Origin of the sequence: Frigoribacterium sp. Leaf415, from assembly GCF_001424645.1 — a bacterium.
Lineage (GTDB): Bacteria > Actinomycetota > Actinomycetes > Actinomycetales > Microbacteriaceae > Frigoribacterium.
This window is the reverse complement of sequence record NZ_LMQR01000001.1, coordinates 2866708-2890700: the sequence shown is the minus strand read 5'-3', so window position 1 is coordinate 2890700 and position 23993 is coordinate 2866708. Positions and strand designations below refer to the sequence as shown.

Annotated in this window: 23 protein-coding genes; 5 read left to right on the top strand and 18 right to left on the bottom strand. The window is 71.6% G+C overall.

The window, feature by feature from the left end:
- Window positions 1-317 precede the first annotated feature (317 nt).
- Window positions 318-1241: an NmrA family NAD(P)-binding protein gene (locus ASG28_RS13385; protein ID WP_055976008.1), complete on the top strand. Its 924-nt coding sequence runs from the start codon at window positions 318-320 to the stop codon at window positions 1239-1241.
- A gap of 51 nt (window positions 1242-1292) precedes the next feature.
- Here the strand turns inward: ASG28_RS13385 and ASG28_RS13380 are convergent, their stop codons facing one another.
- From ASG28_RS13380 to ASG28_RS13360, 5 genes are all read right to left on the bottom strand, one after another.
- On the bottom strand, window positions 1293-1991 hold the full coding sequence (locus tag ASG28_RS13380) for a GntR family transcriptional regulator (protein ID WP_056051197.1): 699 nt from the start codon (window positions 1989-1991) through the stop codon (window positions 1293-1295).
- Between the two features lie 28 nt (window positions 1992-2019).
- The gene (locus ASG28_RS13375; protein ID WP_235477797.1) at window positions 2020-2778 is read right to left on the bottom strand and encodes an aspartate/glutamate racemase family protein; all 759 of its coding nucleotides are present in this window, start codon (window positions 2776-2778) and stop codon (window positions 2020-2022) included.
- The gene (locus ASG28_RS13370) at window positions 2775-3788 is read right to left on the bottom strand and encodes an ornithine cyclodeaminase family protein (protein WP_055976003.1); all 1014 of its coding nucleotides are present in this window, start codon (window positions 3786-3788) and stop codon (window positions 2775-2777) included. The genes ASG28_RS13375 and ASG28_RS13370 overlap by 4 nt, the downstream gene beginning before the upstream one ends.
- Window positions 3785-4696: an ABC transporter substrate-binding protein gene (locus ASG28_RS13365; RefSeq protein ID WP_055976001.1), complete on the bottom strand. Its 912-nt coding sequence runs from the start codon at window positions 4694-4696 to the stop codon at window positions 3785-3787. Before ASG28_RS13365 ends, ASG28_RS13370 begins: the two co-directional genes overlap by 4 nt.
- 66 nt (window positions 4697-4762) lie before the next feature.
- Window positions 4763-6226 carry an MFS transporter gene (locus tag ASG28_RS13360; RefSeq protein WP_235477794.1) on the bottom strand — a complete coding sequence of 488 codons (1464 nt, stop codon included), beginning with the start codon at window positions 6224-6226 and terminating at the stop codon, window positions 4763-4765.
- Between the two features lie 283 nt (window positions 6227-6509).
- Here ASG28_RS13360 and ASG28_RS13355 point away from each other — a divergent pair, with 283 nt between their 5' ends.
- The gene (locus tag ASG28_RS13355) at window positions 6510-7343 is read left to right on the top strand and encodes a DUF4184 family protein (RefSeq protein ID WP_055975998.1); all 834 of its coding nucleotides are present in this window, start codon (window positions 6510-6512) and stop codon (window positions 7341-7343) included.
- Between the two features lie 153 nt (window positions 7344-7496).
- Here ASG28_RS13355 and ASG28_RS13350 read toward each other — a convergent pair whose 3' ends face one another.
- The 3 genes from ASG28_RS13350 to ASG28_RS13340 all read right to left on the bottom strand — a co-directional run bounded on the left by ASG28_RS13350 (window position 7497) and on the right by ASG28_RS13340 (window position 10238).
- Window positions 7497-8963 carry a HAMP domain-containing sensor histidine kinase gene (locus ASG28_RS13350; RefSeq protein WP_055975995.1) on the bottom strand — a complete coding sequence of 489 codons (1467 nt, stop codon included), beginning with the start codon at window positions 8961-8963 and terminating at the stop codon, window positions 7497-7499.
- Entirely contained in the window at window positions 8953-9621 is a 669-nt protein-coding gene (locus tag ASG28_RS13345; protein WP_304437830.1) for a response regulator transcription factor, read from the bottom strand. Before ASG28_RS13345 ends, ASG28_RS13350 begins: the two co-directional genes overlap by 11 nt.
- Window positions 9622-9710: 89 nt before the next feature.
- On the bottom strand, window positions 9711-10238 hold the full coding sequence (locus ASG28_RS13340; RefSeq protein WP_082454662.1) for an SgcJ/EcaC family oxidoreductase: 528 nt from the start codon (window positions 10236-10238) through the stop codon (window positions 9711-9713).
- Window positions 10239-10430: 192 nt separating this feature from the next.
- Between ASG28_RS13340 and ASG28_RS13335 the strand changes: the two genes are divergently transcribed.
- Window positions 10431-10916 (top strand): tetratricopeptide repeat protein, encoded by a 486-nt coding sequence (locus ASG28_RS13335; RefSeq protein WP_055975989.1) that lies wholly within the window; start codon window positions 10431-10433, stop codon window positions 10914-10916.
- Window positions 10917-11019: 103 nt separating this feature from the next.
- Window positions 11020-11775: a GntR family transcriptional regulator gene (locus ASG28_RS13330; protein WP_055975986.1), complete on the top strand. Its 756-nt coding sequence runs from the start codon at window positions 11020-11022 to the stop codon at window positions 11773-11775.
- 66 nt (window positions 11776-11841) lie between these two features.
- On the opposite strand, the gene ASG28_RS13325 is transcribed toward ASG28_RS13330, so the two are convergent.
- From ASG28_RS13325 to ASG28_RS13280, 10 genes are all read right to left on the bottom strand, one after another.
- A complete protein-coding gene (locus tag ASG28_RS13325; RefSeq protein ID WP_055975982.1) occupies window positions 11842-12261 on the bottom strand; it encodes a tautomerase family protein in 420 nt (139 codons plus the stop codon).
- 125 nt (window positions 12262-12386) lie between these two features.
- On the bottom strand, window positions 12387-13265 hold the full coding sequence (locus ASG28_RS13320; RefSeq protein ID WP_055977653.1) for a sugar phosphate isomerase/epimerase family protein: 879 nt from the start codon (window positions 13263-13265) through the stop codon (window positions 12387-12389).
- Between the two features lie 6 nt (window positions 13266-13271).
- Window positions 13272-14321: a Gfo/Idh/MocA family protein gene (locus ASG28_RS13315; protein ID WP_082454661.1), complete on the bottom strand. Its 1050-nt coding sequence runs from the start codon at window positions 14319-14321 to the stop codon at window positions 13272-13274.
- Window positions 14322-14361: 40 nt separating this feature from the next.
- Window positions 14362-15318 carry a sugar phosphate isomerase/epimerase family protein gene (locus ASG28_RS13310; protein WP_055975979.1) on the bottom strand — a complete coding sequence of 319 codons (957 nt, stop codon included), beginning with the start codon at window positions 15316-15318 and terminating at the stop codon, window positions 14362-14364.
- 44 nt (window positions 15319-15362) lie between these two features.
- Window positions 15363-17261, bottom strand: a complete 1899-nt coding sequence (gene iolD / locus ASG28_RS13305; RefSeq protein WP_055975977.1) for a 3D-(3,5/4)-trihydroxycyclohexane-1,2-dione acylhydrolase (decyclizing) — start codon at window positions 17259-17261, stop codon at window positions 15363-15365.
- Window positions 17258-18184: a 5-deoxy-glucuronate isomerase gene (gene iolB, locus ASG28_RS13300; protein WP_055977647.1), complete on the bottom strand. Its 927-nt coding sequence runs from the start codon at window positions 18182-18184 to the stop codon at window positions 17258-17260. Before iolB ends, iolD begins: the two co-directional genes overlap by 4 nt.
- 74 nt (window positions 18185-18258) lie before the next feature.
- Window positions 18259-19791 carry a CoA-acylating methylmalonate-semialdehyde dehydrogenase gene (locus ASG28_RS13295; protein ID WP_055975974.1) on the bottom strand — a complete coding sequence of 511 codons (1533 nt, stop codon included), beginning with the start codon at window positions 19789-19791 and terminating at the stop codon, window positions 18259-18261.
- Window positions 19788-20711 carry a Cgl0159 family (beta/alpha)8-fold protein gene (locus ASG28_RS13290; protein ID WP_055975971.1) on the bottom strand — a complete coding sequence of 308 codons (924 nt, stop codon included), beginning with the start codon at window positions 20709-20711 and terminating at the stop codon, window positions 19788-19790. Before ASG28_RS13290 ends, ASG28_RS13295 begins: the two co-directional genes overlap by 4 nt.
- A complete protein-coding gene (gene iolC / locus ASG28_RS13285; RefSeq protein WP_055975968.1) occupies window positions 20704-21672 on the bottom strand; it encodes a 5-dehydro-2-deoxygluconokinase in 969 nt (322 codons plus the stop codon). Before iolC ends, ASG28_RS13290 begins: the two co-directional genes overlap by 8 nt.
- A 40-nt stretch (window positions 21673-21712) precedes the next feature.
- Window positions 21713-23161 (bottom strand): sugar porter family MFS transporter, encoded by a 1449-nt coding sequence (locus tag ASG28_RS13280; protein WP_255351268.1) that lies wholly within the window; start codon window positions 23159-23161, stop codon window positions 21713-21715.
- A 194-nt stretch (window positions 23162-23355) separates the two neighbouring features.
- On the opposite strand from ASG28_RS13280, the gene ASG28_RS13275 reads away from it, so the two are divergent.
- The gene (locus ASG28_RS13275; protein WP_055975966.1) at window positions 23356-23991 is read left to right on the top strand and encodes a hypothetical protein; all 636 of its coding nucleotides are present in this window, start codon (window positions 23356-23358) and stop codon (window positions 23989-23991) included.
- Window positions 23992-23993: the final 2 nt, after the last annotated feature.

Sequence of the window (23993 nt, the reverse complement as noted above, 5' to 3'; positions counted from 1 at the left end):
GCGCTGTGTCCACATCCTGGCGTCGAGTCCACGTCCCGGTACCGTGGCGACGCCACGAGCCCCGAGGAGGCGCGGGTCGCGTCCCCGGGGACGCCCCGTCCCCAGCACACTGCGCCAGGAAGTGGGCACAGCGCCAGCCCTCGTCCTGGCGCTGTGCCCACATCCTGGCGTCGTGCGCCCCACACCCGACCCGCACCGCCACCCAGCCCACCCCACCCGCACCCGCACCCGCACCCCCACCCCACCCCCGCCGCACCGCACCGCCCCCGAGCGCGCAGACTGGCCTCTGACCCCCCGACGGAACGAGCCACTCCCCCATGACCACCACCGTCCTCCTCGCCGGCGCGACCGGCGACCTCGGCCAGCGCATCTCCCGCGAGCTGCTCCGCGACACCACGAGCGACGTGCGCCTGCGCGTCCTGACCCGCCCCGGCAGCACCGGCGCGACCACGCTGTTCGGTGACGACGACCGGGTCGAGGTGACCCGCGCCTCCTACACGGACGTGCCCGCCCTGACCGAGGCCGCCCGCGGAGCCGACGTCGTCGTGTCGGCCGTGAGCGGCGTCCGTCCCGTGATCGTCGACGCGCAGCGTGCTCTGCTGAAGGCCGCCGTCGCGGCGGGCGTGCCGCGGTTCGTGCCCTCGGACTACTCGGCCGACTACCGCAGCATCCCGCCGGGCAGCAACCGCAACTTCGAGCTGCGGCGTGAGTTCGCGGCCGACGTCGACGCGGCTCCGATCCGGGCGACGTCGGTGCTCAACGGCATGTTCACCGACCTGCTGACCGGGGACGCGCCGATGGTCCTGTTCGACCGGAAGCGGGTGCTGTTCTGGTCGTCGGCCGACCAGGTGCTCGACTTCACGACGAAGGACGACGTCGCCCACGTCGTCGCCCGGGTCGCGCTCGACCCCGAGGCTCCGCGCGTCGTCGAGGTCGCCGGCGACCGGGTCACCGCCCGCCAGGTCGCTCGCACGATGAGCGAGCTCACCGGCACGCCCTTCAAGCCGCAGTGGGCCGGCACGACCGGCACCCTCTCGGCGATGGCGGCCGTCATGCGTCGCACGTCGAAGGGCGACGACACCTTCCCCGCTTGGCAGGGCATGCAGTACTTCGTCAACATGTTCAGCGGCGACGCGCAGCTGCGCCACGTCGACAACGACCGCTACGGCCCAGCACGCTGGACGACCGTGCGCGACGTCCTCGCGACGCGGACCGGACCGGCGGCGGGGTCCACCGCCTGACGACCCCAGGAGGCGCGGGTCGGTGACGGACGTCGGCCCGCCTCGAGCGCCTCAGGGCCGGGCGAGCCGCCCGCTGCCGGTGTCGCCCTCGGCGGTCGTCGCCTGCGTCAGCAAGCTCAGGGACGGTGCCCGCCCCTTCTCGATGTGCGTGAACGCGATCGACTCGGCGAGCCGCTCGTTGCCCGCACCGATGGCCTCGAGCATCTCGTGGTGCTCGTCGGACTGTTGGCGTTGGTCGCGGGCCGACGTCAGGTAGAAGAGCCACGTCATCCGACCGGTCACGGCCCTCATCAGCGAGGTGAGCAGGGCGCTGCCACCGATCTGGACGACGACCTCGTGCACGACCGTCGACGTCTCGGCGACCTCGAGCCAGTCGTTGCCGTCGAGCGCCCGGTGCTCGTCGGCGATCGCCTTCCGCAGGGGGTCGAGCGAGGCACCCGCCGCCGCCGCGCGGGCCGCCAACCGGGCGGCGAGGGTCTCGAGGCTCAGACGGGCGTCGAACAGCTCGGTGATGTCGGCCTCGGTCCACTCGACGACACGGGACGACCGACGGGGCAGTGTGCGGACGAAGCCCTCGTTCTCGAGCTGCGGCAACGCCTCGCGGATGGGCAGCCGCGACACGTTGAGCTCGGCCGCGAGGGTCGCCTCCACGAGCCGGGCGCCCTGCGTGTACTCGCCGAGGATGATCCGTCGGCGGAGCGTCCGGTAGGTCTGCTCGGCGAGGGAGGACTCGGGGGTGACGGCGGTCATGACGTGGTCCGTTCGGAGGGGGATCACCTCATTCAACACGAGCCGCCGCCCGCTCCGGCCCGGGCCAGCTGCGAGCCTTGGCGAGCGGGGTGGCGTAGCTGTCGATCTTGCTCGTCGTCAGCCCCTGCCGGGCGAGCGTCTCGACGAGCGAGGCGGCGGCCGCGACACCGTCGACGACCGGGACGGGGAGGCGCTCCCCGACGTGTTCCTCGAGTCCGGCCATGCCCGCGCAGCCGAGGCAGACCACCTCCGCCCCGCGGGCGACGGCGCGCAGGCCCGCGGCGACGAAGGCCTCGGCGGTGGCCGCGGGGTCGGCCTCGAGCTCGAGGACGCCGAGCCCGGTGTCCTCGACGGCGACGCAGTGCTCCATCAGCCCCGCGGTGGTGAGGCTGTCGGTGATCTGGCCGACCGCGCGACGCACCGTCGTCACCACGCCGAACCGCCTGCCGAGCAGCATGGCGACGTGGGCCGCGGCCTCGGTGATGTCGACCACCGGGATGTCGAGCAACTCACGGGCGCCCTCGCGGCCGTGTTCGCCGAACCCGGCCAGGACGACCCCGTCGACGTCGTCCGGCAAGCTGCCCAGGGTGTCGAGCACGGCCGCCGCGCTGACGAAGCTGTCATACCACCCCTCGGCCGAGGCCACGCCCCAGCTCGGCGTGATGCCGACGACCGTCGTGCCGGGCGCGACGGCGAGACGCGCCCGGGCGACGGCCGTCTCGGTCATCGACTCGGTCGTGTTGCAGTTGACGACGGCGATGCGGAGCCCGCCGGCACCGTCCGTCACGCCGGCACCGCCACGGGCGCGAGGTGACGTTCGTCGCCCACGCCGCGGGCCCGGGCGAGGTCGACGACGGCGGCCGCCACCGCGAGGTCCTGCGCCGCGAGGCCGACCGAGTCGAACACGGTCACCTCGTCGGCCGACGCGCGTCCGGGCGCGATGCCCGCGACGATCTCGCCGAGCTCACGGAGGCGCGTGTCGGCCGGCAAGGACCCCTCACGCAGGGCCTCGAGCAGGTCGCCGGACTTGGCCCGGGCGGTCGCGGCGCCGTCGACCACGAGGGTGCCGCGGGCCATGGCCGCCCCGTCCAGCTCTCGGTGGGTCGGTCTCGGGCGGGCCCCGACGGCGTTGACATGCTGGCCCGCGCGCAACCACGCCCCTCGGACGATGGGGTCGACCGACGGCGTCAGGGTGCAGAGCACGTCGGACGACTCGACGACGGCCCGGACGTCGTCCGCCACCGTCACCGCGAGCCCGGGGGCGCACTCGCCCACGGCGTCGACGAACCGATCGACGGTCGACGACGAGCGGGACCACACCACGACGTGGTCCAGCTGCGGAGGGACCCGGGCCACCCGCAGGGCACGGACGTGCTCGACGGCCAGGTTGCCGGCCCCCACCAATCCGAGCACGCGCGAGTCAGGGCGTGCGAGGTGCCGGGTGGCGACGGCCGACGCGGCGGCCGTCCTGGCCCGCGTGATCATGGCCCCGTCGAGCACGGCCACGCACTCGCCGGTCTCGACGGACGAGACGACGATGGTCGAACGCTGGGACGGCAGGCCCCGGGCGGTGTTGCCCGGGACGTCGGCCATCAGCTTGACGGCGGCCAGGCCGAGGCGATCCGAGCGCACGGCCATGGGCAGGAACACCGTGTCGTCCGACCCGGACAGCGTCACCGGGGCCGGCTGCGTCATGGCCCCCGTGCCGAGGTCGGCGTGCACCGCCTCGACGACGCCGAACACGTCGACCCCGGACAGCAGATCGGTGATCTCGGTCGAGGCGAGGACGAGCGTCACGAGGCGGCGCCCACCGTGCGGACCGCGTGGCCGCCCGTGAGCTCGTCCAGCGACGGCGCGCGTCCGACCAGGCCTCCGTCGACGAGGATGCGCATCCACCGGTCCGAGGCGTCGGCGTCGATCTCGGTCGTGTCCCACACGCCGCCCTGGGTCATCTGCTCGACGGCCGAGCGGAGCAGTGCGGGGTCCTTCTCGGGCCAGCGGGCGGCGAGGACGGTGGCGATCTCGGCGTCGGCGTCGTCCGAGGTGATCTTCCGCATGCCCTGCTCGACGGCGCCGACGAACCGCTCGACCCTGTCGGCGAGTTCCTCGACCCGGTCGGTGCGCACGTAGTACACGCTGTTGGGCATGACGCCGCCCTCGGCGAGGTGGCTGAAGACGATCGTGCCGTGACCGGCCGCGACGAGCTCGGACGCCGAGAGCAGGTCGAGCACGATGGCGTCGCCGAGACCGCCCCGATAGAGCTCGATCATCATGGCGGTCGACAGGTCGCGCACCCAGCGGGTGGCCGCCGGGTCGAGGCCGGCCTCGCGGATCAGGCCCGCCGTGAACTCGTACGGTGCGCTGCCGCCGGCCCCCGGGGCGAGGGCGACCTTGCCGGCCAGCCAGTCGAGGCCGACGGGCCCGGTGGCGTCCCGGGCCACGATCGTCATCGGGAACCGGTGGTTGAGCTGTCCGACGACCGTGACGCGGCGGTCCATGCCGGCGTACATGCCGGGCACCCAGAGACCGCCCAACGCCACGTCGGCCTCGCCCGACTCGAGGTCGTCGAGCACTCCGGTCCACGGGTCGCGCGCCGTGGCCGTGACCTCGAGGCCGGCGGCGGCGAAGAGTCCGCCCGCGTCGGCGACGTACTCGGGCAGGTAGTTCAAGCCGTTCGCCGTGGCGGTGACGTTGAGCTGGTCCATGGGGTTCCTCCTGGGATGGTGGTGGTCGGTGCTGGTGGTGTCGTCGACCCGCGACACCGTCGGGGGTCAGTCGGTCGCGCGGGTGGCGGCCGGGGTCGGTGCGGGGGTCGCGGCCATCAGGGCGTTCTCGTTGACGTCCTCGAGCGAGCGCCCCCTGGTCTCGGGAGCGAAGCGGGCGGCGACCACGAGCACGGCGTACATGGCGGCGGCGAGACCGAAGACCCCGGCGAAGGCGTACGAGCCGTAGAGGGCCACGGCCAGGAACGGCATGATCGCGCCGGCGATGTTGCCGATCCCGTTGACGATCGAGGCTCCGGAGGCGCGGATGGCGGTCGGGAAGACCTCTGCGGTCCACGTCGCGAGGGTCGTGTTGGTGACCATGGTGAAGTACTGGAACAAGGCGCCCAGCACCAGGATGGCCCCGGTCCCGTTGCCGAGCGCCGCGAAGGCGAGGGCGGTGAGGCAGCCGAGCACCCCGGCGGTGGTGACCGCCGTGCGACGGCCGACCCGGCCGGCGATCAGGGCGGCCGTGGTGGCGCCGAGCAACGAACCGATGTTCATGATCATCGTGTAGAGCAGGCTCTGGGTGACGCTGTAGCCGCGCTCGACGAGCAGGGTGGGCATCAGGAAGTTGAGCGTCACCTGCGACCCGAAGGCCATCCACGACGCCACGCCGAGCGCCACGGTGCGGCGCAGGACGAACCGGTGGAACACGGCGGCGGGGTTGGCGTGGACGGGCATGGGCGGCAAGTCGTCCGGCGACAGCTGCACGGGCGGCTTCGCATCCGTCGGGCGCAGCGAGTTCGACGCGAGGATCGCGAGGGACCGGTTGGCCTCGTCGACCCGGCCCTTCGAGAGCAGGAACCGCGGGGTCTCGGGCAGCCGCCGCCGGTAGAGGACGACCAACAGGGCGGGCACGGCCAAGATGACGAAGGTCCAGCGCCAGACGACGTCGGGGCCGCCGAGGCTGATCTCGAGCGGGCCGAGCAGCAGCAGGAACAGGCCGTACGAGATGAAGTTGCCGAGGCCGCCCGCGCCTACGTTGATCATGCCGATGGCCGTGCCCCGGAACTTCGTGGCGACCATCTCGGACAACATGACGATGCCGATCATGAACTCACCACCGATGCCGATTCCCACGATCAGCCGGCTGACCAGCAGCCACTCGTAGTTCATGGCGACCGCGCTGAGCAGCCCACCCAGCGTGTAGATCAGCAGGTTCAGGCTGAGCGAGAAGCGTCGGCCGTACTTGTCGGCCAGGTAGCCGGCGAGCAGCCGACCGATGAGGCCGCCGATGACGGTCGCCGTGTTGATGCCGGTGAGCTGGACGTCGCCGATCTGCAGCGAGTCCTTGAGGTGGCTGCCCATGGCGCCGACCGAGTTCTGTTCGAGGGTGTTGAAGAACTCGCCGGCGAGGATCAGCAGGAAGATCCAGAACTGGGCGCGGGTGAACCCGATCGAGTCGAGGACGGAGGCGACGGATGCGCCGGACGAAGACGGGGGTGCGGTGGTGCGGGATACAGCAGTCATGAGCGACTCCACGGCAGGTGAGGGTTGAGTGGCGACTGGCGACGAGGTCAGTTGCACGAAGTCCTCACTTTGTATCCCGGAATCGATTTCGGACAGGTTACGTCGACAATACGCTTTGTTTCAGGTCACCAAAAGCAGGGTTGTCGATCGGGCGCTGTGGCGATGTTGTGACGTTCGGTATCCCAAATGGGTCGATGTGTCTCGAGGGAACTCGCGACGGGGCTCGCCGCTTCTCAACCCGGGGGTGGATGCCGACCCCGGCCCCCGTTCGCCACGATGGCGTGTGCCGTTCACCCCCAGCCATGCCGTCGTCGCCCTGCCGTTCGTCCGCACGCCCCTGCCGTTCGGGGCGGTCGCGGTCGGCTCGATGGCGCCGGACGTGCCGCTGTTCTTCCCCGTCGGCGTGACCTACGAGCAGACCCACGGGTTCCCGAGCCTGCTGGTGTTCTCGGTGCCGGTCGCGATGCTGCTCTACCTCGTCTGGCGCGTGCTGCTGCGGCCGGCGGCCCGCGCCCTGCTGCCGACGTCGATCGGGTCGCGCCTGCCGACGTCGTGGGACTCCCGTGGGCACGGGTACGGGCCTGAGGCCGGGCAAGGGCCCGGCGTCGACACCGGCTCGGGGCCCGGCCTCGCCCGCACGGCCCCGTGGGCCCTCCTCGCACTCGTCCTCGGCGTGGTCACCCACGTGTTCTGGGACGCGTTCACGCACCCGGACCGGTTCGGCAGCATGCTCATCCCGGCGCTGGCCGAGCAGTGGGGGCCGCTGGTCGGCACGCAGTGGGCGCAGTACGTCTCGTCGGTGGGCGGGCTCGTCGTGCTCGGCATCGCGGCCGTCCGGTACCTGCGGCGCACTCCCCCGACCACGTCGCCCCAGACTGCGGCCCTCGTCCCGGCTGCACGCATCCGCCTCGTCTTCTGGGCCTCGCTGGCCGCCGCCCTCGTCGCCGGCGTCGTGATCGTGGCCGCGACCCGGGGACTGCCGACCGACGTCCACACGGCGAAGTCGTTCACGTTCTTCGCCGGCACCCTCGCGGGCGCACTCGTCCTGGTCGCGACGGCCGTCGCGGCGGTGGCCGTGCAGCTGATCCGCGCTCGCGCACACCCCCGGCGAGCCTGACGCGGACGGCCGCCGCCGCCTCGTCGGCCGCCGCCGCCGCCTCCGACCCCGAGGAGGCGCGGCTCGCCCCGATCGTGCACTGGCCGCCGCGACGGCACCGAGCAGGGACGCAGGAGGCGCGGGGCGGCCGACCCGCGCCTCCTGCGTCCCTGCTCACCTCGCCCGGTCGCCCGCGGTCGACGCGGTGTCGCGCGGCAGCACGAGCCGGGCGGTCAGCCCGCCGCCGGGAGTGTCGACCAGGTCGACCGACCCGCCGTCGTGCTGGACGAGTTCTCGAGCGATGGCGAGTCCGAGGCCGGAGCCGCCCGGCGTGGTGCTCCAGAAGCGGTCGAACGCGCGGGCCCGGTCGCCCTCCGACATGCCGGGCCCGCGGTCGATCACCTCGACGAGGACTGCGTCCGACTCCGGGGGCGCCGTCGCTCGCAGGGTCACCGCCTCGCCGGTCGGGCACACCCGCAACGCGTTGTCGATGAGGTTGTCGAGCGCCTGCTCGAGCTGCCCCGGCGAGGCCAGCGCGACCAACCCCGGCCCGCCCGACCCCGGTCCGCCCGACCCCGACCCGCCGAGCCCCGACCTGCCGAACCCCGGTCCCCCGAGCTCCACCACGATCCGCGCCCCGACGTCCTCGGCCGACGACGACCAGACCTCGGCCCGCGCCTCCAGGACCGCCCCGACGTCGACGGGTACCGGCGTGGCCGAGGCGCCCTGGCTGCGAGCGAGCACGAGCAGGTCCGAGACGAGCCGGCTGAGCCGACCGGACTCGCTCAGGGCACGATCGACGGCGGCCACGTCGGCGGGGTCGTCGAGCCGGTCCTGCAGGTTCTCGAGGCCGAGGCGCAGGGCGGTGAGGGGCGTGCGCAGCTGGTGCGACGCGTCCGCGGTGAAGGCCCGCTGGGCCGAGAGCAGCACCTCGATCCGTCGGGTGCCGTCGTTCAGGGTGCTCGCGAGGCGGCGCATCTCGGGCGGGCCCATCGCGTCGAGGTCGGCGCGGGCGGTGAGGTCGCCGCGCGAGATGCGGTCGGCCATCGCGTCGAGCAACCGCAGCGGGCGCAGCAGCGACGTGGCGACGACGGCGCTGGCGACCACCGAGAGCACCAGGACGACCGCACCGGCCGCGAGCCGGAAGATCCAGATGCCCCGCACCTCCTCGTCCACCGGGGCCGTGGGCACCGTGACCCGGACGGCGCCGTCCACCCGGCCGTCGTCGGTCGTCGCGGGCACCGTCACCTGCAGGCCCCGCTCGCCGAGCACGGAGTCGTCGAGTGAACGCACACGCTCCTGCCCCGACAGGGCGTCGTCGAAGTCGCCGTCGTCCGCGCCGACGACCGGCCGGCCGAGGGCGGGTGACCGGTCGACGCCGATCAGCTCGACACGGCCGTCGGTCTGCTCCTCCATCTCGTCACGCAACTGCAGCAGCGCCACCCGGGCACCGCGGGCCGTGGCGTCGTCCGCTTGGGTGGCGGTGGCGAGCAGGACGGCGATGGTGCGTGCCTCGCGCAGGGCCACCTCGCGTTGATCGCTGCGCAACAGGTCGGTCAGCTGCAGGCCGACCGGCACGGTGAAGGCGACGAGGGCGAGCCCGACGATCACGAGGTACGAGGCGACGAGCCTACGGCGCATCGGCGTGCTCCAACCGGAACCCGACCCCGCGCACGGTCGTGATGGCGATCTCGGGCCCGAGCTTCTGCCGAAGGGCCGACACGTGGACGTCGAGGGTGCGCGTCGACCCGAACCAGTGACTGTCCCAGACCTCGTCGATCAGCGCCTCCCGGGTGACGACCGAGCCGACGCGACGGGCCAGGGCGACGAGCAGGTCGAACTCCTTCGGCGCGAGGGCGACCTCGGCGTCGTGTCGGCGCACCCGCCTCGCCGCGACGTCGACGCTCACGGCGCCGAGTGCCACGGCAGGAGGCGCGGGCTCGGTGGCCTCGCCCGTCGCGTCGCCCCCGTGGCGCCGGGTCACCGCGCGGATGCGTGCCACGATCTCGCGGACGCCGAACGGTTTCGCGACGTAGTCGTCGGCACCGACCTCGAGCCCGGCGACGGTGTCGACCTCGTCGCCTCGGGCGGTGATGACGATGATCGGCACGTTCGACCTTGCTCGCAGGCGTCGGCAGACGTCGAGGCCGTCCATGTCGGGCAGGCCGAGGTCGAGCAGGACGACGCCGGGCGGGTCGGCGTCGAGCGCCTCGCCTCCGGTCGTCACCCACTCGACGTCGTAGCCGAAGCGCGCGAGGCCCTCGCGCAGCGAGGCGGCGATGGCGGGATCGTCTTCCACGAGCAGAACGAGCACGGTCGACGATCTCACCCTCGACTGGACGGACGGCGAACCCAGGAGGCGCGCCCCGGTCGACGGGGCACGGTCGCCTAGCCCTTCACCGGCTCCTTCGACGAGTGGTGCTCGACGATCTGCCACTCGCCGTCGTCCTCGGCGTAGACGAACGTGAACCGGGCCGGCACGACGTCGCCGCTCGCCCCCATCGTGAACGTGTACAGGCCGGAGTGCGAGACGTACCCGTCGCCGAGGTCGCGGACGACGCTCTCGGTGATCTCGCCCTGCGGTTCGTTGAGCAGGAAGCCCTCGAAGTACTCGAGGCGCTCGGCGGGGGTGTCGTGGATGCCGGGCGAGACCGTCGGCAGCAGGACGGCGTCCTCGGCGTAGTGCTCGGCGACCCGGGTGGGGTCACCGGTGGCGAGCGAAGCGTTCCAGTCCTCGAAGAGGGCCTTGACCTCGGCCTCGGTCGGGGCGTCCGCCGTCGGGGGCGTCTTCTCGGCCGTCGAGGAGTCGCGGGCCGGGTCGGGGGCGGCGGCGGTCGCGGCCGTGAAGCCGGTGATGCCGAGGACGGCGGCGGCGGAGACGGCGATGACGGGGAGGGCGATTCGACGGCGGGTCATGTGCGTGTTCCTTCGCTAGGGGGCCGGTGTGCCGGCCCGGGGTGTGCGGTGGATCAAGCCTCTCGGGAGGCGCGTCAGCACTCGGTCAGCAGGAGGTCAACGCGGGGACAAGATCCCGGTCGGGTGTCGCTGGGGAGGAGGCGAGCCTCACCCCGAGGAGGCGCGCCTCACCCCGCCCGCTACCGTGGCCGGATGAGCACCGAGGCCTGGGAAGACCGCGTCGCCGCCCTCTGGGCCGACGAGACCGTCGACGACGAGCAGCGCATCGAGCGCATGACGGCCCTGGCCGCCGATGCACCTCACCCCGCGCTGGGCGAGTTCGAGCTCGGTGGCGCCCACGACTCGGGCGGCCGTGAGGTCGAGGCCCACGTCCACTACGCCGCGGCGACCGAGGCCGGCCTCGATGCCGTCGACCCGGCCCGTGCCGCGCAGATGGTCGTGCAGCACGCCTCGACCCTGCGCAACCTCGGCCGCGTCGACGAGGCCATCGCCATGCTGCGTGACGCCCCCGAGCACCCTGCCACCGGAGCGGCGCCGAAGGTCTTCCTCGCGCTCGCCCTGCACAGCGCCGGCCGGGTCGACGAAGCCCTGCGGGTCGCGATCGAGGCCGTCGAGCCGACCCTCCCCCGCTACCACCGCTCGGTCCGCGCCTACGCGGCCGCGCTCACCGAGCGCTGACCCGGCCGTTGCCCGTGCGAGGCGCCGACCCGTCCGTCGGGATGGCCACCGCCCCGTGCCGCCCGTAAGGTTGTCACGACATACGTTCGGCTGAGGGGACCACATGACCGACGCGACGCTTCCGGCCGATCTCTTCGCCGACCTCGACCGCGGCAGCCCGATCCCTTTGTGGTTCCAGATGTCCACGCGACTCGAGGCGGCCATCCTGGGTGGGCAGCTGCCCGCGGGCGCTCGACTCGAGAACGAGGTCGGACTCGGCGAACGTCTCGGCCTGTCGAGACCCACCGTCCGCCGAGCCATCCAAGAGCTGGTCGACAAGGGGCTCGTCGTCCGGCGGCGAGGCATCGGCACCCAGGTCGTCCACGGGCCCGTGACTCGCAACGTCGAGCTGACCAGCCTGTTCGAAGACCTGACCGACAGCGGCAAGGCCCCGACGACACGTCTGCTCGCCCACCAGGTCGTCGCGGCCGACGAGAAGACCGCCTTGGCGCTCGGCATCGAGGCCGGCGACCAGGTCAGCCACGTGCGGCGCCTTCGCCTGGCGGACGGGGTCCCCGTGGCGGTGCTCGAGAACTACCTGCCGCTCGACCTCGCCCCGTTCTCGGACGCCGACCTCGCCGCCCAGGGTCTGTACCAACTGCTCCGAGCCCTCGGCGTCACGATCCGGGTGGCGAAGCAGCGGATCGGGGCCCGGGCCGCTCACGCCGACGAGGCTCAGCTGCTCGAGATCGAGCCGCGCGGGGCCGTGCTGACCATGACCCGCACGGCCTACGACGCGTCGGGGCGTGCGGTCGAGGTCGGGCACCACTGCTACCGGCCCGACCTCTACTCGTTCTCGATCACCCTCGTCGACAAGTAGTCGACGAGGGACGCCGGGCCCCGGGCGGCGGCGGCCAGCGTCAGGCGCCGACGCCCGACCGGCGGGTCAGCCGGCCTGTCCGGCGGCGGAGGGCACCTGCAGTTCACCCGTCAGGTACTGCGCCACCCCGAGGCCGAACGACCAGTCCTGCGGACCGTTCTCGACGTAGCCGATGAAGACGTCCTCTCCGGCCACGCCGACAATCTCGAGGCCCGAGGCGATCCGCGCGTAGAGGGCCTGCTTGGCTTCGTCGGTGCGCCCCCTCTGGGTGAAGATCTGGATCATGACGACTCCGCCGGAGCGTTCGAAACCGAGCCCGGCGTCTTGCGCGATGATGCGACCGGCCGGCAGTTCGCTGATCACCTGGAAACGGTCGCGAGGCGGGATGCCGTAGACCTCGACGATCGCGTCGTGGACGGCGTCGGCGATCGCGGTGATCTGTTCGGGGGTGCGACCGGGCAGGAGGTCGATGCGGACGAGGGGCATGGTCTCTTCTTTCGTCGGGAGTGGTCAGGTGTCGCCGGGTGTCGGCAAGTCGGCGGCTCAGGCGGGTCGGCGGCTCAGGTGTGACAGCGGCTCAGGTGGGACAGCGGCTCAGGTGGGACGGCGGCTCAGGCGTGTGACGCGGCGTCGATGCGCGCCGTGATCTGTTCGCGTTGGTAGCGGCTGACGCTGTCGACGGCTTCGTCCTCGGCGAAGACGCTCGAGACGGCGACGGTGTCGTCGCGATCGAAGAAGCCGAGCCGGTGCAGGCCGCCGAAGAAGCCGTCCCAGTCGACGTCACCGTCGCCGATCTTGAGGTGCTGGTGCACACGGGCCGCGTTGCCGGGCGGGTTGGAGATGTACCGCAGCCCGTGCGACCGGCGGTGGTCGAACGTGTCGGCGATGTGGACGAGCCCGAGCGACTGCCCGGCCGCGGCCATGATCCCGTCCATGTCGCCGCCGTAGTGGAAGGTGTGGCACGCGACGTAGGCGAGACCGACGTGCTTCGTGTTGAGGCCCCGGATGACCCGGAGGGCCTCCAGGCCGTCCTCGACGAAGTCGTCGGGGTGCGGGTCGATGAAGACGCGGATGCCCTCACGTTCGAGGACGGGCAGCAACTCTTCCATCGACCAGTAGAACTGGCGCTCGGACTCCTCCGACAGCTCGGGCCGACCACTGAACTCGGTGTTGATCACCTCGACGCCGAGGCGGGCGGTGATCTCGATGACGCGCTTCCACTGCTTGACGGCGGCCCGACGGGACTCCTCGTCGGGACCGGACCAGCGCAGGACGGGCAGGACGGACGCGATCTCGACCCGCGCCTCCTTGCAGGCCGCCGCGAAGGCGTCGACGAGGTCGTCGTCGGCCTTCGGGTGCCGGAAGAACGGGATGAAGTCGCGGTGCGGCGTCAGCTGCAGGTGGTCGTACCCCAGCTCGGCGACCTTGGCGGGCAGCTCGAGCAGGGAGTGGCTGTGGTGCAGCGGGGTGGGGTCGAGGGCGATCTTCACCACCGGTCATTCCCCCGTCGCGGTGGCACGGGGCAGGTCGTAGAACGACGGCTTGGCCATCGCGTAGTCGACCTCGACGCGGCGGCCGGTCTTCTGCGCCTCGACGCCGGCGGTGGCGACGACGCTCGCGAGGTAGCCGTCCCAGGCGCTCGGACCGTCGATGGTGCCGCGGTGCGCGGCGTCGACCCAGCGCTGCACCTGGGTGTCGTAGGCGGCGCCGAAGCGCTCTTTGAACGTCGGCGGCACGGCCACGCCCGACCGGGCGGCCGTGGTGAGCTGGAGTCCGGTCTCGCGCCCGATGGAGGCGACGCCGCTCTCGAAGACGGCGTCCGTGGTGACCTGATAGCCGAACTGGATGTTGACGTTGATCTCGACGATCGCCATCGTGCCCGACTCGGTCTCGAGGATCACGAACTGCGGCTCGCGGAGCCCCTCGGGTGCCAGCGAGTTGCGGCGGGGCTTCTTGACCTCGACCGCGACGATCGGCTCGCCGGCGATGAAGGGGACGGCGTCGATCTCGTGGATGACCGAGTCGAGGATGAGCATCTCTTCGGAGTAGCTCGGCGGGGTCGTGGCGTTGCGGTGGGCGCAGTGCAGGGCGAGCAGGGCTCCGTGCTCGCCGGACGCGACGAGGGCCCGGAGGTCTTGGTACCCCTGGTCGAAGCGGCGCATGAAGCCGACCTGGATGTGCGGCCGGTCGAGCTTCTGCTCGGCCTCGAGCACGCGGAGCGACGCGGCCTCGTCGGTCGTGAGGGGCTTCTCGCAGAGGATGGCCAGACCGCCGTCCAGGGCGGGCAGGAGGACGGCCTCGTGCAGGAACCCGGGGGTGGCGATGATCACGGCGTCGATCTCGGTGGCGGCGAGCGCCTCGTCGAAGTCGGCCGCGGTGATCGCGCCGGGGGCGGTGGCCGCCGCGGCGTCGGCCCGAGCGGTGTCGGGGTCGACGACGGCGACGACCGTGGCCCCGCTGATGGTGGACGTGATGCGGGCGACGTGGTCGGCGCCCATCATGCCGGCGCCGACGACGGCGACGCGGAGGTCGGGGGTGGTGGTCACGGGTGTTCTCCTTCGGGGCGGGGGATCGTCGGCGGGGACGTCAGACGAGGCGGGAGCGGGGCGAGCAGCTCATGATGTGCTCGCGCGTGCGGGTCGCGATGCCGAGCGGCAGGTCGATCGATTCGACGGGGAACATGTCCTGCTCGACGATCGCGAAGATCTCGGGGTCGATGCGGCTGACCGCGTCGAGCACCGGTGCCAGTTCGGGCACGCCCTTCGGCGGCTCGACCATGACGCCCTGGGCGACGGCGTCACCGAACGGCACGTCGTTCTTGAGCACGGTGAAGCGCAGGTCGGAGTCGACCTGCTTGAGGTGCAGGTAGCCGATGCGGTCGGGGTACTGCTCGACGAGGCGCACGGAGTCGCCGCCGTAGTACGCGAAGTGCCCGGTGTCGAGGCAGAGGTTGGTGTAGCGGGCGTCGGTCTCGGCCAGGAAACGCTCGGTCTCTCGGTACGTGCCGACGTGGCTGTCGGCGTGGGTGTGGAACTGCTGCTGGACGCCGAATTCTTCGAGGAGCGCCTTGCCGAGCTTGTCGTGGCCGGCGCCGAGTTTCGCCCACTGGTCGTCGGTGAGGGTGCGGGCCTCGAGCACCTCGCTCGTGGCGTCGCTGCGCCAGAGGTCGGGGATGACGACGAGGTGCTCGGCACCGAGCGTCGAGGCGAGCCCTGCGACGGCGAGCGCTTGGTCCCAGGCGCGTCGCCATTGGTCGTCGCCCTTGTGGAACCCGGTGAAGACCGTGCCGGCCGAGAGCTTCAGGTCGCGCCGCGCGAGCTCGTCCTCGAGCTGGTGGGGGTCGGTCGGCAGGTACCCGTAGGGGCCCAGTTCTATCCAGTGGTAGCCGGCCTGTTGCACCTCGTCGAGGAAACGCGGCCAGGGGATCTGGCCGGGGTGCTCGGGGAACCAGACGCCCCACGAGTCGGGTGCGGTCCCGATGCGGAGTCCGCGCCCACCCGGGCCGGTGGGCGTGGCGTCGGGGTCGGTGACGGTGTCGGTCATGGCGGCGGTGCCTTTCGAGAGGGTGCGGGTGAGGTTCGGCGGTGTCAGCCGAGCAGCGGGCGCTGTGCGGCCTGCTGCTCGCGGTAGTCGGCCAGGGCGGCCGTGGTGCTGTCGAGGGTCGAGACCTGCGCGACCGGGACGTCCCACCAGCCCTCGCCGTCCGGGGCGTAGACGAGCGGGTCGCTGTTCACGTGGATGAGCGTGCTCGTCGACGAGGCCTTGGCCGCGGCGAGGGCTGCGGAGAGGTCGGCCACGGCGTCGGTCGTCGGTTGCACCTCGACGACGTCGAGCCCGTAGCTGCGGGCGTTCATCGCGAGGTCGACCGGGAGCACCTCGGTGCCCTGGAAGTCGAGGGACTCGGGATCGAGCCTGCGGTAGAGGGTGCCGAAGCGCTCGGCGCCGACGGTCTCGGAGAGGTGGCCGATCGAGGCGTAGCCGTGGTTCTGGATCAGGACCACGATGATCTTGATGCCCTCGGCGACGGCGGTGACCAGTTCGGTGTGCAGCATGAGGTACGAGCCGTCACCGACCATGACGATGACGTCGCGGTCGGGGGCGCCCCTCTTGACGCCGAGGCCGCCGGCGATCTCGTAGCCCATGCACGAGAACGCGTACTCGACGTGGTACCCGAGCGGGTCGCGGACCCGCCACAGCTTGTGCAGGTCGCCGGGCAGCGACCCGGCCGCCTGGACCACGACGTCGGTGGGGTCGCTGGCGGCCTGGACGGCGCCGATGATCTCGGGTTGGCCGGGCAACGCGAGCCCGGACGGCTGGAAGGCCTCGTCGACGAGGGCGTCCCAGGTCGCCTTCTCGGCGGCCACGCGGGTGGCGTGCTCGTCGGGTACCCGGTGCTCGGCGAGCGCCGCGCCGAGGGCGTCGAGCGTCTCGCGGGCATCGGCCACGACGGGCAGTTGCGAGCCGTGCTTGTAGGCGTCGAACGACGTGATGTTGACGTTGACGAACCGCACGCCGGAATCCTGGAAGGCCGTCCGCGAGGCGGTGGTGAAGTCGCTGTACCGGGTGCCGATGCCGATGACGAGGTCGGCCTCGGCGGCGATGCGGTTCGCGGCGGTCGTGCCGGTGGCGCCGATGCCCCCGAGGTACTGGGGGTGGTCCCAGGCGAGGGAACCGCCGCCGGCCTGCGTGGTGCCGACGGGGATGCCGGTCGCCCGGGCGAGGGCGTCGAGCTGCTGCTCGGCGCCCGAGTAGAGGACTCCGCCACCGGCGACGATGACGGGACGCTTCGCGGCCTGGATGGCGGCGACGGCGCGCTCGAGCGGCCCGCGCTCGGGCACGGGTCGGCGGATGTGCCACTCGCGGGGTCGCAGGAACTCGTCGGGGACGTCGAGCCACTCGGCCTGGACGTCCTCGGGCAGGGCGATCGTGACGGCACCGGTCTCGGCCGGGTCGGTCAGCACGCGCATCGCGGCGAGCACGATCGAGAAGAGCTGCTCGGGCCGGTCGACTCGGTCGAAGAACCGCGACAGCGGCCGGAACGCGTCGGTCACCTGCAGGGACGTGTCGTGCGGCATCTCGATCTGCTGCAGCACGGGATCGCTGACCCGCGTGGCGAAGGTGTCGCTCGGCAGCAGCAGGGCCGGCAGGCGGTTCGTCGTCGCGAGCGCGGCGGCGGTGAGCATGTTGGCGGCACCCGGACCGACGGAGGCGGTGCTCGCGTAGGTCGCGCGCCTCCGGTGCATGCGGGCGTAGCCCACGGCCTGGTGCACCATCGCCTGCTCGTTGCGGGCCTGCAGGTACGGCATGAGGCCCGGTCGGTCGACGTGGTACTGCTTGAGCGCCTGGCCGACGCCCGCGACGTTGCCGTGGCCGAAGATGCCGAACATGCCGGGGATCGTGCGTTCTCGCACGTCACCGTCGACCGTCCACTGGTTGGCGAGGAACTCGACGAGTGCCTGGCCGACGGTGAGTCTCTTCGTCGTCATCGACGCGGTCCTTTCGAGGGTGCGGTGGGGAGGTAGGGCAGCCGGGGGTCGGGAGCCTGGGACTCCCAACCGGCACGGACCCAACCGTGGGCCGGGTCGTCGGTGATCAGCCAGGCGCGCTCGGGGTCGGGCCCCGCCATGACGTTGAGGTAGTAGAGGTCGTAGCCCGGGGCGGCGACGGCGGGGCCGTGGTAGCCGAACGGGACGAGGGCGACGTCACCGGTGCGGACGAGGGCGTTCACGTCGATCTGCCCCGCAGCTGAGCTGTAGGTGGCGAACATGCCGAACGGGTCGGCCTGCGAGGGGGCGTCGAGGCCGCGGCTGACGGCGGATTCGAAGTAGTAGATCTCTTCGAGGCGGGACTCGGTGCCGGGCACCCCCTCGTCGTGCTTGTGCGGAGGGTACGACGACCAGTTCTCGGCGGGCGTCACGACCTCGCAGACGATGAGCTTCTGGGCGTGCAGCCCGTCCGGGGTGCCGAAGTTGTGCACCTGGCGGGTCGATCGACCGGCTCCGCGGATCTCGACGGGGATGTCGTCACGACGGAGCACCTGCACGTCGAGCACCTGGTCGGCGGGTGCCTCGGCGACCGCGACCCGACCGTGCCCGGTGACCACCGCCTCCGTCCGGACGCCCAGGTAGGCGACGTCGGCCGGCCCGTCGAAGACGGACGCCCGCCCGGCGAGCTCGAGGGTGCCCGACCCACCTCGGGCGTCGCTCCACTCGACCACGACGTCACCGGTCAGCGGCACCACCATGCGCTCGAGCCCACCGGCGGCGAGGTGCAAGGAGACACCGTCACCGAGCTCGCCGACGCGCAGGCCGGTGTGCTGCCAACCGTCGAGGTCGCCGTCGACGACGGTCTGCCAGCCGTCGCGGGTCAGGTCGCCGCGGGGGAAGAACCAGCGGGGGTCGTCGTTCATGTCGTCCACCTCATCATCGAGCGGAGCGGCCCGGGGGCCGCGGGGTCCTGCCTGGGGACAGATCGGGCCGGCGGTCAGTTCTGGGGGAAGCCCAGGTCGACGCCGCCGTGGCTCGGGTCCAGCCAGCGCGACGTGATCGCCTTCTCGCGGGTGTAGAACTCGAAGCCCTGCAGGCCGTAGGCCTTGTCCGAACCGAAGATGCTGTCTTTGAAGCCGCCGAACGAGTAGTACGCGACGGGCACCGGGATGGGCACGTTGATGCCGATCATGCCGACCTCGATCTCGGCCTGGAATCGCCGCGCCGCGCCTCCGTCGTTGGTGAAGATCGCCGTTCCGTTGCCGTAGGCACCGGCGTTGATGAGGGCGACGCCCTCGTCGTACGACGCGACGCGCACGATCGACAGCACCGGCCCGAAGATCTCTTCGGTGTAGACGCGGCTGGTGAGCGGCACCTTGTCGATCAGGGTGGGCCCGAGCCAGAAGCCGTCGGCCTCACCGTCGACCTCGACGCCCCGGCCGTCGACGACGACGTCGGCTCCGTCGGCGAGGGCGATGTCGATGTAGCTCGCGACCTTGTCCCGGTGCTGCTCGGTGACGAGAGGGCCCATGTCGCAGCTGCGGCGGCCGTCGCCGACGGTGAGGCCGGCCATGCGTGAGGTGATCTTCTCGATCAGTTCGTCGGCCACGGGTTCGACCGCGACGACCACGCTGATGGCCATGCAGCGCTCGCCCGCCGAGCCGAATCCGGCGTTGATCGCGCTGTCGGCCACCAGGTCGAGGTCGGCGTCGGGCAGCACGAGCATGTGGTTCTTGGCACCGCCGAGGGCCTGGACGCGCTTGCCGTGCCGGGCGGCGGTCTCGTAGATGTACCGGGCGATGGGCGTCGACCCGACGAACGAGATGGCCTTCACGTCGGGGTGCTCGAGCAGGCCGTCGACGGCCTCCTTGTCGCCGTGGAGGACGTTGAACACACCCTCGGGCAAACCGGCCTCGGCGAAGAGACGGGCGAGGAACATGGCGCTGGACGGGTCTTTCTCGGACGGCTTCAACACGACGGTGTTCCCGACCGCGATCGCGATCGGGAAGAACCACATCGGCACCATGGCCGGGAAGTTGAAGGGACTGATGACGCCGACCACGCCGAGGGGAGCCTTGGTCGAGTAGACGTCCACCCCGGTGGAGACCTGCTGCGAGAACTCGCCCTTGATCAGGTGGGGGAACCCGGTCGCCAGTTCGACGACCTCGAGGCCGCGGGTGATCTCGCCGAGGGCGTCGCTCAGCACCTTGCCGTGTTCGCTCGTGAGGATCTCGGCAAGTTCGCCCTTGCGCTCGTTCAGCAGCTCACGGAAGCGGAACATGATCTGCTGACGCTTCGTGATCGAGAGGTCGCGCCAGGCGGGGAACGCCCGTCGTGCCGAGGCGACGGCGGCCTCGATCTCGGAGGCGTCGGCAAGCGAGACGTCCTTGGTCGCGACCCCGAGGGCCGGGTCGTAGACGGGGGCGGTGCGGCCGCTCGTGCCGGGCACCTCGGCGTTGTCGATCCAGTGCGCGACCAGGGGGCGATCGGTGGCGGCGTTGCCGGTGTGCGTGCTGGTGGTGCTGGTCATCGTTCTGCCGATCCGTTCGTGGTCGAGGGTGGGTGGACGAGCCCGGCCGCGTGGTCCACGGCTGCGGCGACGTCGTCGTCGCTCGGGTAGAGCAGGGTGCGCCCGACGACGAGCCCGCGGACGCCGGGGAGGGCCAGGGCCGCGGCCCAGCGGGCGTAGGTGTCGGCCGGGTCGACGGCGGGGTCGCCCCCCAGCAGCAGCGTGGGCAGGGTCGTCGCCGCCATCACGCGTTCCATGTCGTCGACGACGGGCAGCTTGAGCCAGCTGTAGGCCGACGATTCGCCGAGACCGGACGCGATGGCGACCGACTTGATGACGGCGTCGGCCGTGAGGTCGTTCGTCACGCGCCCGTCGACCCACGAGCTCATGAAGGGCTCGAGCATGATCGGGAGGCGCAGCCTGGCCGACTCGGTCACCGCGCGTGCCGTCGCGGCGAGGGTCGAAGCCGTGCCGGGGTCGTCGAGGGCGACGCGGACGAGCAGTTTCGCGAAGTCGAACCGGGAGTCGGCGATCGACGCGGCCGAGTACGCGGTGAAGCGGTCGTCCAGCTCGAACGTGGCGCCCTGGAGCCCGCCGCGGTTCATGCTTCCGACGACGACCTTGCCGTCGAGGGCACCGAGCAGGGCGAGGTCCTCGAGGATGTCGGGGGTGCCGAGCACGCCGTCGACGCCGGGTCGGTCGAGGGCGACGACGAGTCGACGGAGGAGGTCGTAGCGGTCGGCCATGGCGGTCGCGTCTCCGCGGACGCCGAGAGCACCACGGGCGGGGTGGTCCGCCGCGACGATGAAGAGGCGTCCGTCGGCCGCCAGGGGGGCGGGCCGCGTGCGGGCGGCGAGGGCCTCGGCCACCCGGTGCGGTTCGGCGGCCCGGAGGGTGCGGAGGCGCTCGAAGTCGAGAACCGGGGCGGTGCGATCAGACATGGTGCGCCTCCTCGAGGACGGCCTCGACCTCGTCGGTGGTGGGCATGGCGGTGGAGCACTCGAACCGGGTGGCGACGATGCCGCCGGCCGCGTTGGCGAAGCGCAGGGTGCGGTCGAGCGACCATCCTTCGATCAGGCCGTGGCAGAGCGCCCCGCCGAACCCGTCGCCCGACCCCAGGCCGTTGATGACCTGGACGAGGTGCGCGGGCACCTCGATCCGTTCGTCTCGCGTCTTGGCGAGGACGCCCTTGGGGCCCTGCTTGACGACGGCGAGTTCGACGCCTCGTTCGAGGAGGGCGTCGGCCGCCCGCTCGGGCTCGGTCTCGCCGACGGCGATCTCGCACTCTTCGCGGTTGCCGACGGCGACGGTGACGTGCTCGAGGGCGCGCCCGACCTCGCGGGTGGCGACCTCGGGGCTCTTCCAGAACATGGGGCGGTAGTCGAGGTCGAGGATCGTCAGGGGACGACGACCCCGGGCCTGCCAGGCCACGTGATGCGCCTGCCTGCTCGGTTCTTCGCTGAGGCCGGTGACCGTGGCCCAGAAGACCGTGGCCTGCTCGACGGCGGCGAGGTCGAGCGAGCCCGCGGTGATCATGAGGTCGGGTGCCTTCGGCTGCCGGTAGAAGTAGAGCGGGAAGTCGTCGGGCGGGAAGATCTCGCAGAACGTGACCGGGGTGTTCAGCCCGTCGACGGTCGAGACGAGCCGGGTCGAGACGCCGAGCCGCTCGAGCTCTCGGACGATGTAGCGGCCGAAGGGGTCGTCGCCGGTGCGGGTGACCACGGCGGACCGGCGACCGTGCCGAGCCGCGGCGATGGCGACGTTGGTCGCGCTGCCCCCGACGGATTTGCTGAAGGTCTCGACCTCTTCGAGGGGAACACCCGACTGCTGCGGGTAGATGTCGACGCCGACGCGACCCATGGTCAGGACCTCGTAGGGGGCGGTGTCGTTGCGATCGGTCATGACGTGGTCGTCCTTTCGAGAGCCGGGCGTGCGGTCGTGGTCACTTCTTGCCGTTCTTCACGACGTAGATGGCACCGGTGCTGAAGTCCTCTTCGAGTTGCTCGAGCGAACGCCCGTTCGTCTCGGGGACCTTCTTCACGGCGAAGAGGAACGACCCGGCGTTGAGCACCGCGAAGATGAAGAACGTCGTCGAGATGCCGATGCCGGCGACGAGGATCGGGAAGAGCAGGCTGACGGCGAAGTTGGTCAGCCAGAGGATCAGCACCGTGAGCCCCATGCCGACGCCGCGCAGCTTGAGGGGGAAGATCTCGCTGAGCATCAGCCAGACGAGGGGGCCGATGGTGCCCTGCATGGTGCCGACGAAGCCGATGACGAAGATCAGGACGACGATGGCGCGGCCGAGACCCTCGGGGATCAGCAACGACGACAGGCCGATCAGCAGGTGGAAGATCGTGACGCCGGCGAAGCCGACCATGAGCATGGTGCGCCGTCCGACCTTGTTGATGATGCGCAGGGCGACGAGCATGGCGACGACGGCGATGACGCCGGCCCCGACGTTGGCGATCAGGGCCCCGCTCTGCGAGAAGCCGGACTGCTGCAGCACCTGGGTGCCGTAGTACATGATCGAGTTGATGCCCGTCAGCTGCTGCGCGACGGCCAGGCCGATGCCGATGAACAAGATCTTGCGGAGCCAGGGCTCGGCGATGAGGTCGGCGAGGCGGGCGCTCTTGGCCTCTTTCTCTTCGTCGGCGAGGAGGCGCACCTCGGCCATCTCGGCCACCGCCCGGTCGTCGGCGCGGATCTGCTTGAGCACGGCGAGCGCGTCGTCGTCGCGGCCCTTGGCGATCAGCCAGCGAGGGCTCTCGGGGACGCGGAACATGCCGATGAAGAGGGCGATCGCGGGCAGCACCGCGACCGACAGCATGTAGCGCCACACGTTGTCGTGCTCGCCCCAGACGCTGCCGATGACGGCGTTGATCGTGAAGGCGGCGAGCTGCCCCGAGACGATCATGAGCTCGTTGCGGCTGACGAGGCCGCCGCGCTGCTCGGTGGGGGCGAGCTCGGCGAGGAACACCGGAACGGTGACCGAGGCACCGCCGACCGCGATGCCGAGGAAGAACCGTGCCCCGGTGAGGAACTCCCAGGTGGGGGCGAGCACGCAGGCGAGGGCGGCGAAGAAGAACAGGATGGCGAGGGTGTTGATGGTGGGCTTGCGCCCGAAGGCGTCCGAGATGCGCCCGATGAAGAACGCCCCGACCGCTGCCCCGATGAGGATGGCCGAGACCATGATGCCCTCGCTGGCCGGCGTGAGCCCGAGGCTCTCCTCCATCGAGTCGAGCGCGCCGTTGATCACGCCCGTGTCGTAGCCGAAGAGCAGCCCACCGAAGGTGGCGATGACCGCGACGGTGCCGAGGCGCTTGGTGTGCGGGCCCGAGACCAGGGCGGGAAGAGCTACTCGGGGCGAACTGCCCGATGTGTCGGTGACCACGATTCCTCCATTGGTTGTGGTTACAGCTTCCCGCGTCGGTGCGGGTCGTCGCCCCAGCAACGGCGACAAGACGAGGCTAGCCATGTCTGTATGTCCTGTCAATCCGTCATGGACTCCGTGAGTCGACGGAGGCGATGAGGCGCGGCTCGGGTGACCCGCGCCTCCTGCGGTTCCCTGCTCCCTAGAATCGGAGCATGCCTTTCGACGAGTGGTACGACGACGAGACGCGAGAGGCCGCGACGGCCCGCGTGCTGCAGCGTCGGATGACCAACCCGACCGACCGCAACGTCCTCACCGTCGTCGCGGAAGAGTTCAACGTCCCGCGGCAGACCCTCAGCGACTGGGTCGACGAGGCCTCGCCCGAGTCCGCGAAGCCGAAGCGGAAGCCCCGCCCCAAGTTCTCGCAGGTCGTCAAGACCACCAAGGAGGCGCGGGTCGAGTCCCCCACGGACGACGAAGCGATCGAGGCTCCGCAGCCCGCCGCACCTCCGGAGCCCGCGAGCGAGCCCGAGCCCGACGTCGAGGCCGTGTCGCAGACCGAGTCCGTACCGCAGACAGACATCGCGTCCGACCCGGAGCCGGAGCCGGAGCAGGACCCCTGGGCGGCGTCAGATCCTGCCCCCGATCCCGAGCCGACACCTGAGAGCGAACCCGAGCCGCAGTCCGCACCCGCACCCACACCCACTCCGGACCCCGAGCCCGCACCCGCTCCGGGCCCCGCACCCGCACCCGCCGACAGCCGCCTCACCGCCCTCGAGGCCGAGGTCGCCGCCCTCCGCGCCGGCAACCGGGCGCTCGTCGAGGCCCTCCGCGTCCTGGTCGACGACTGATG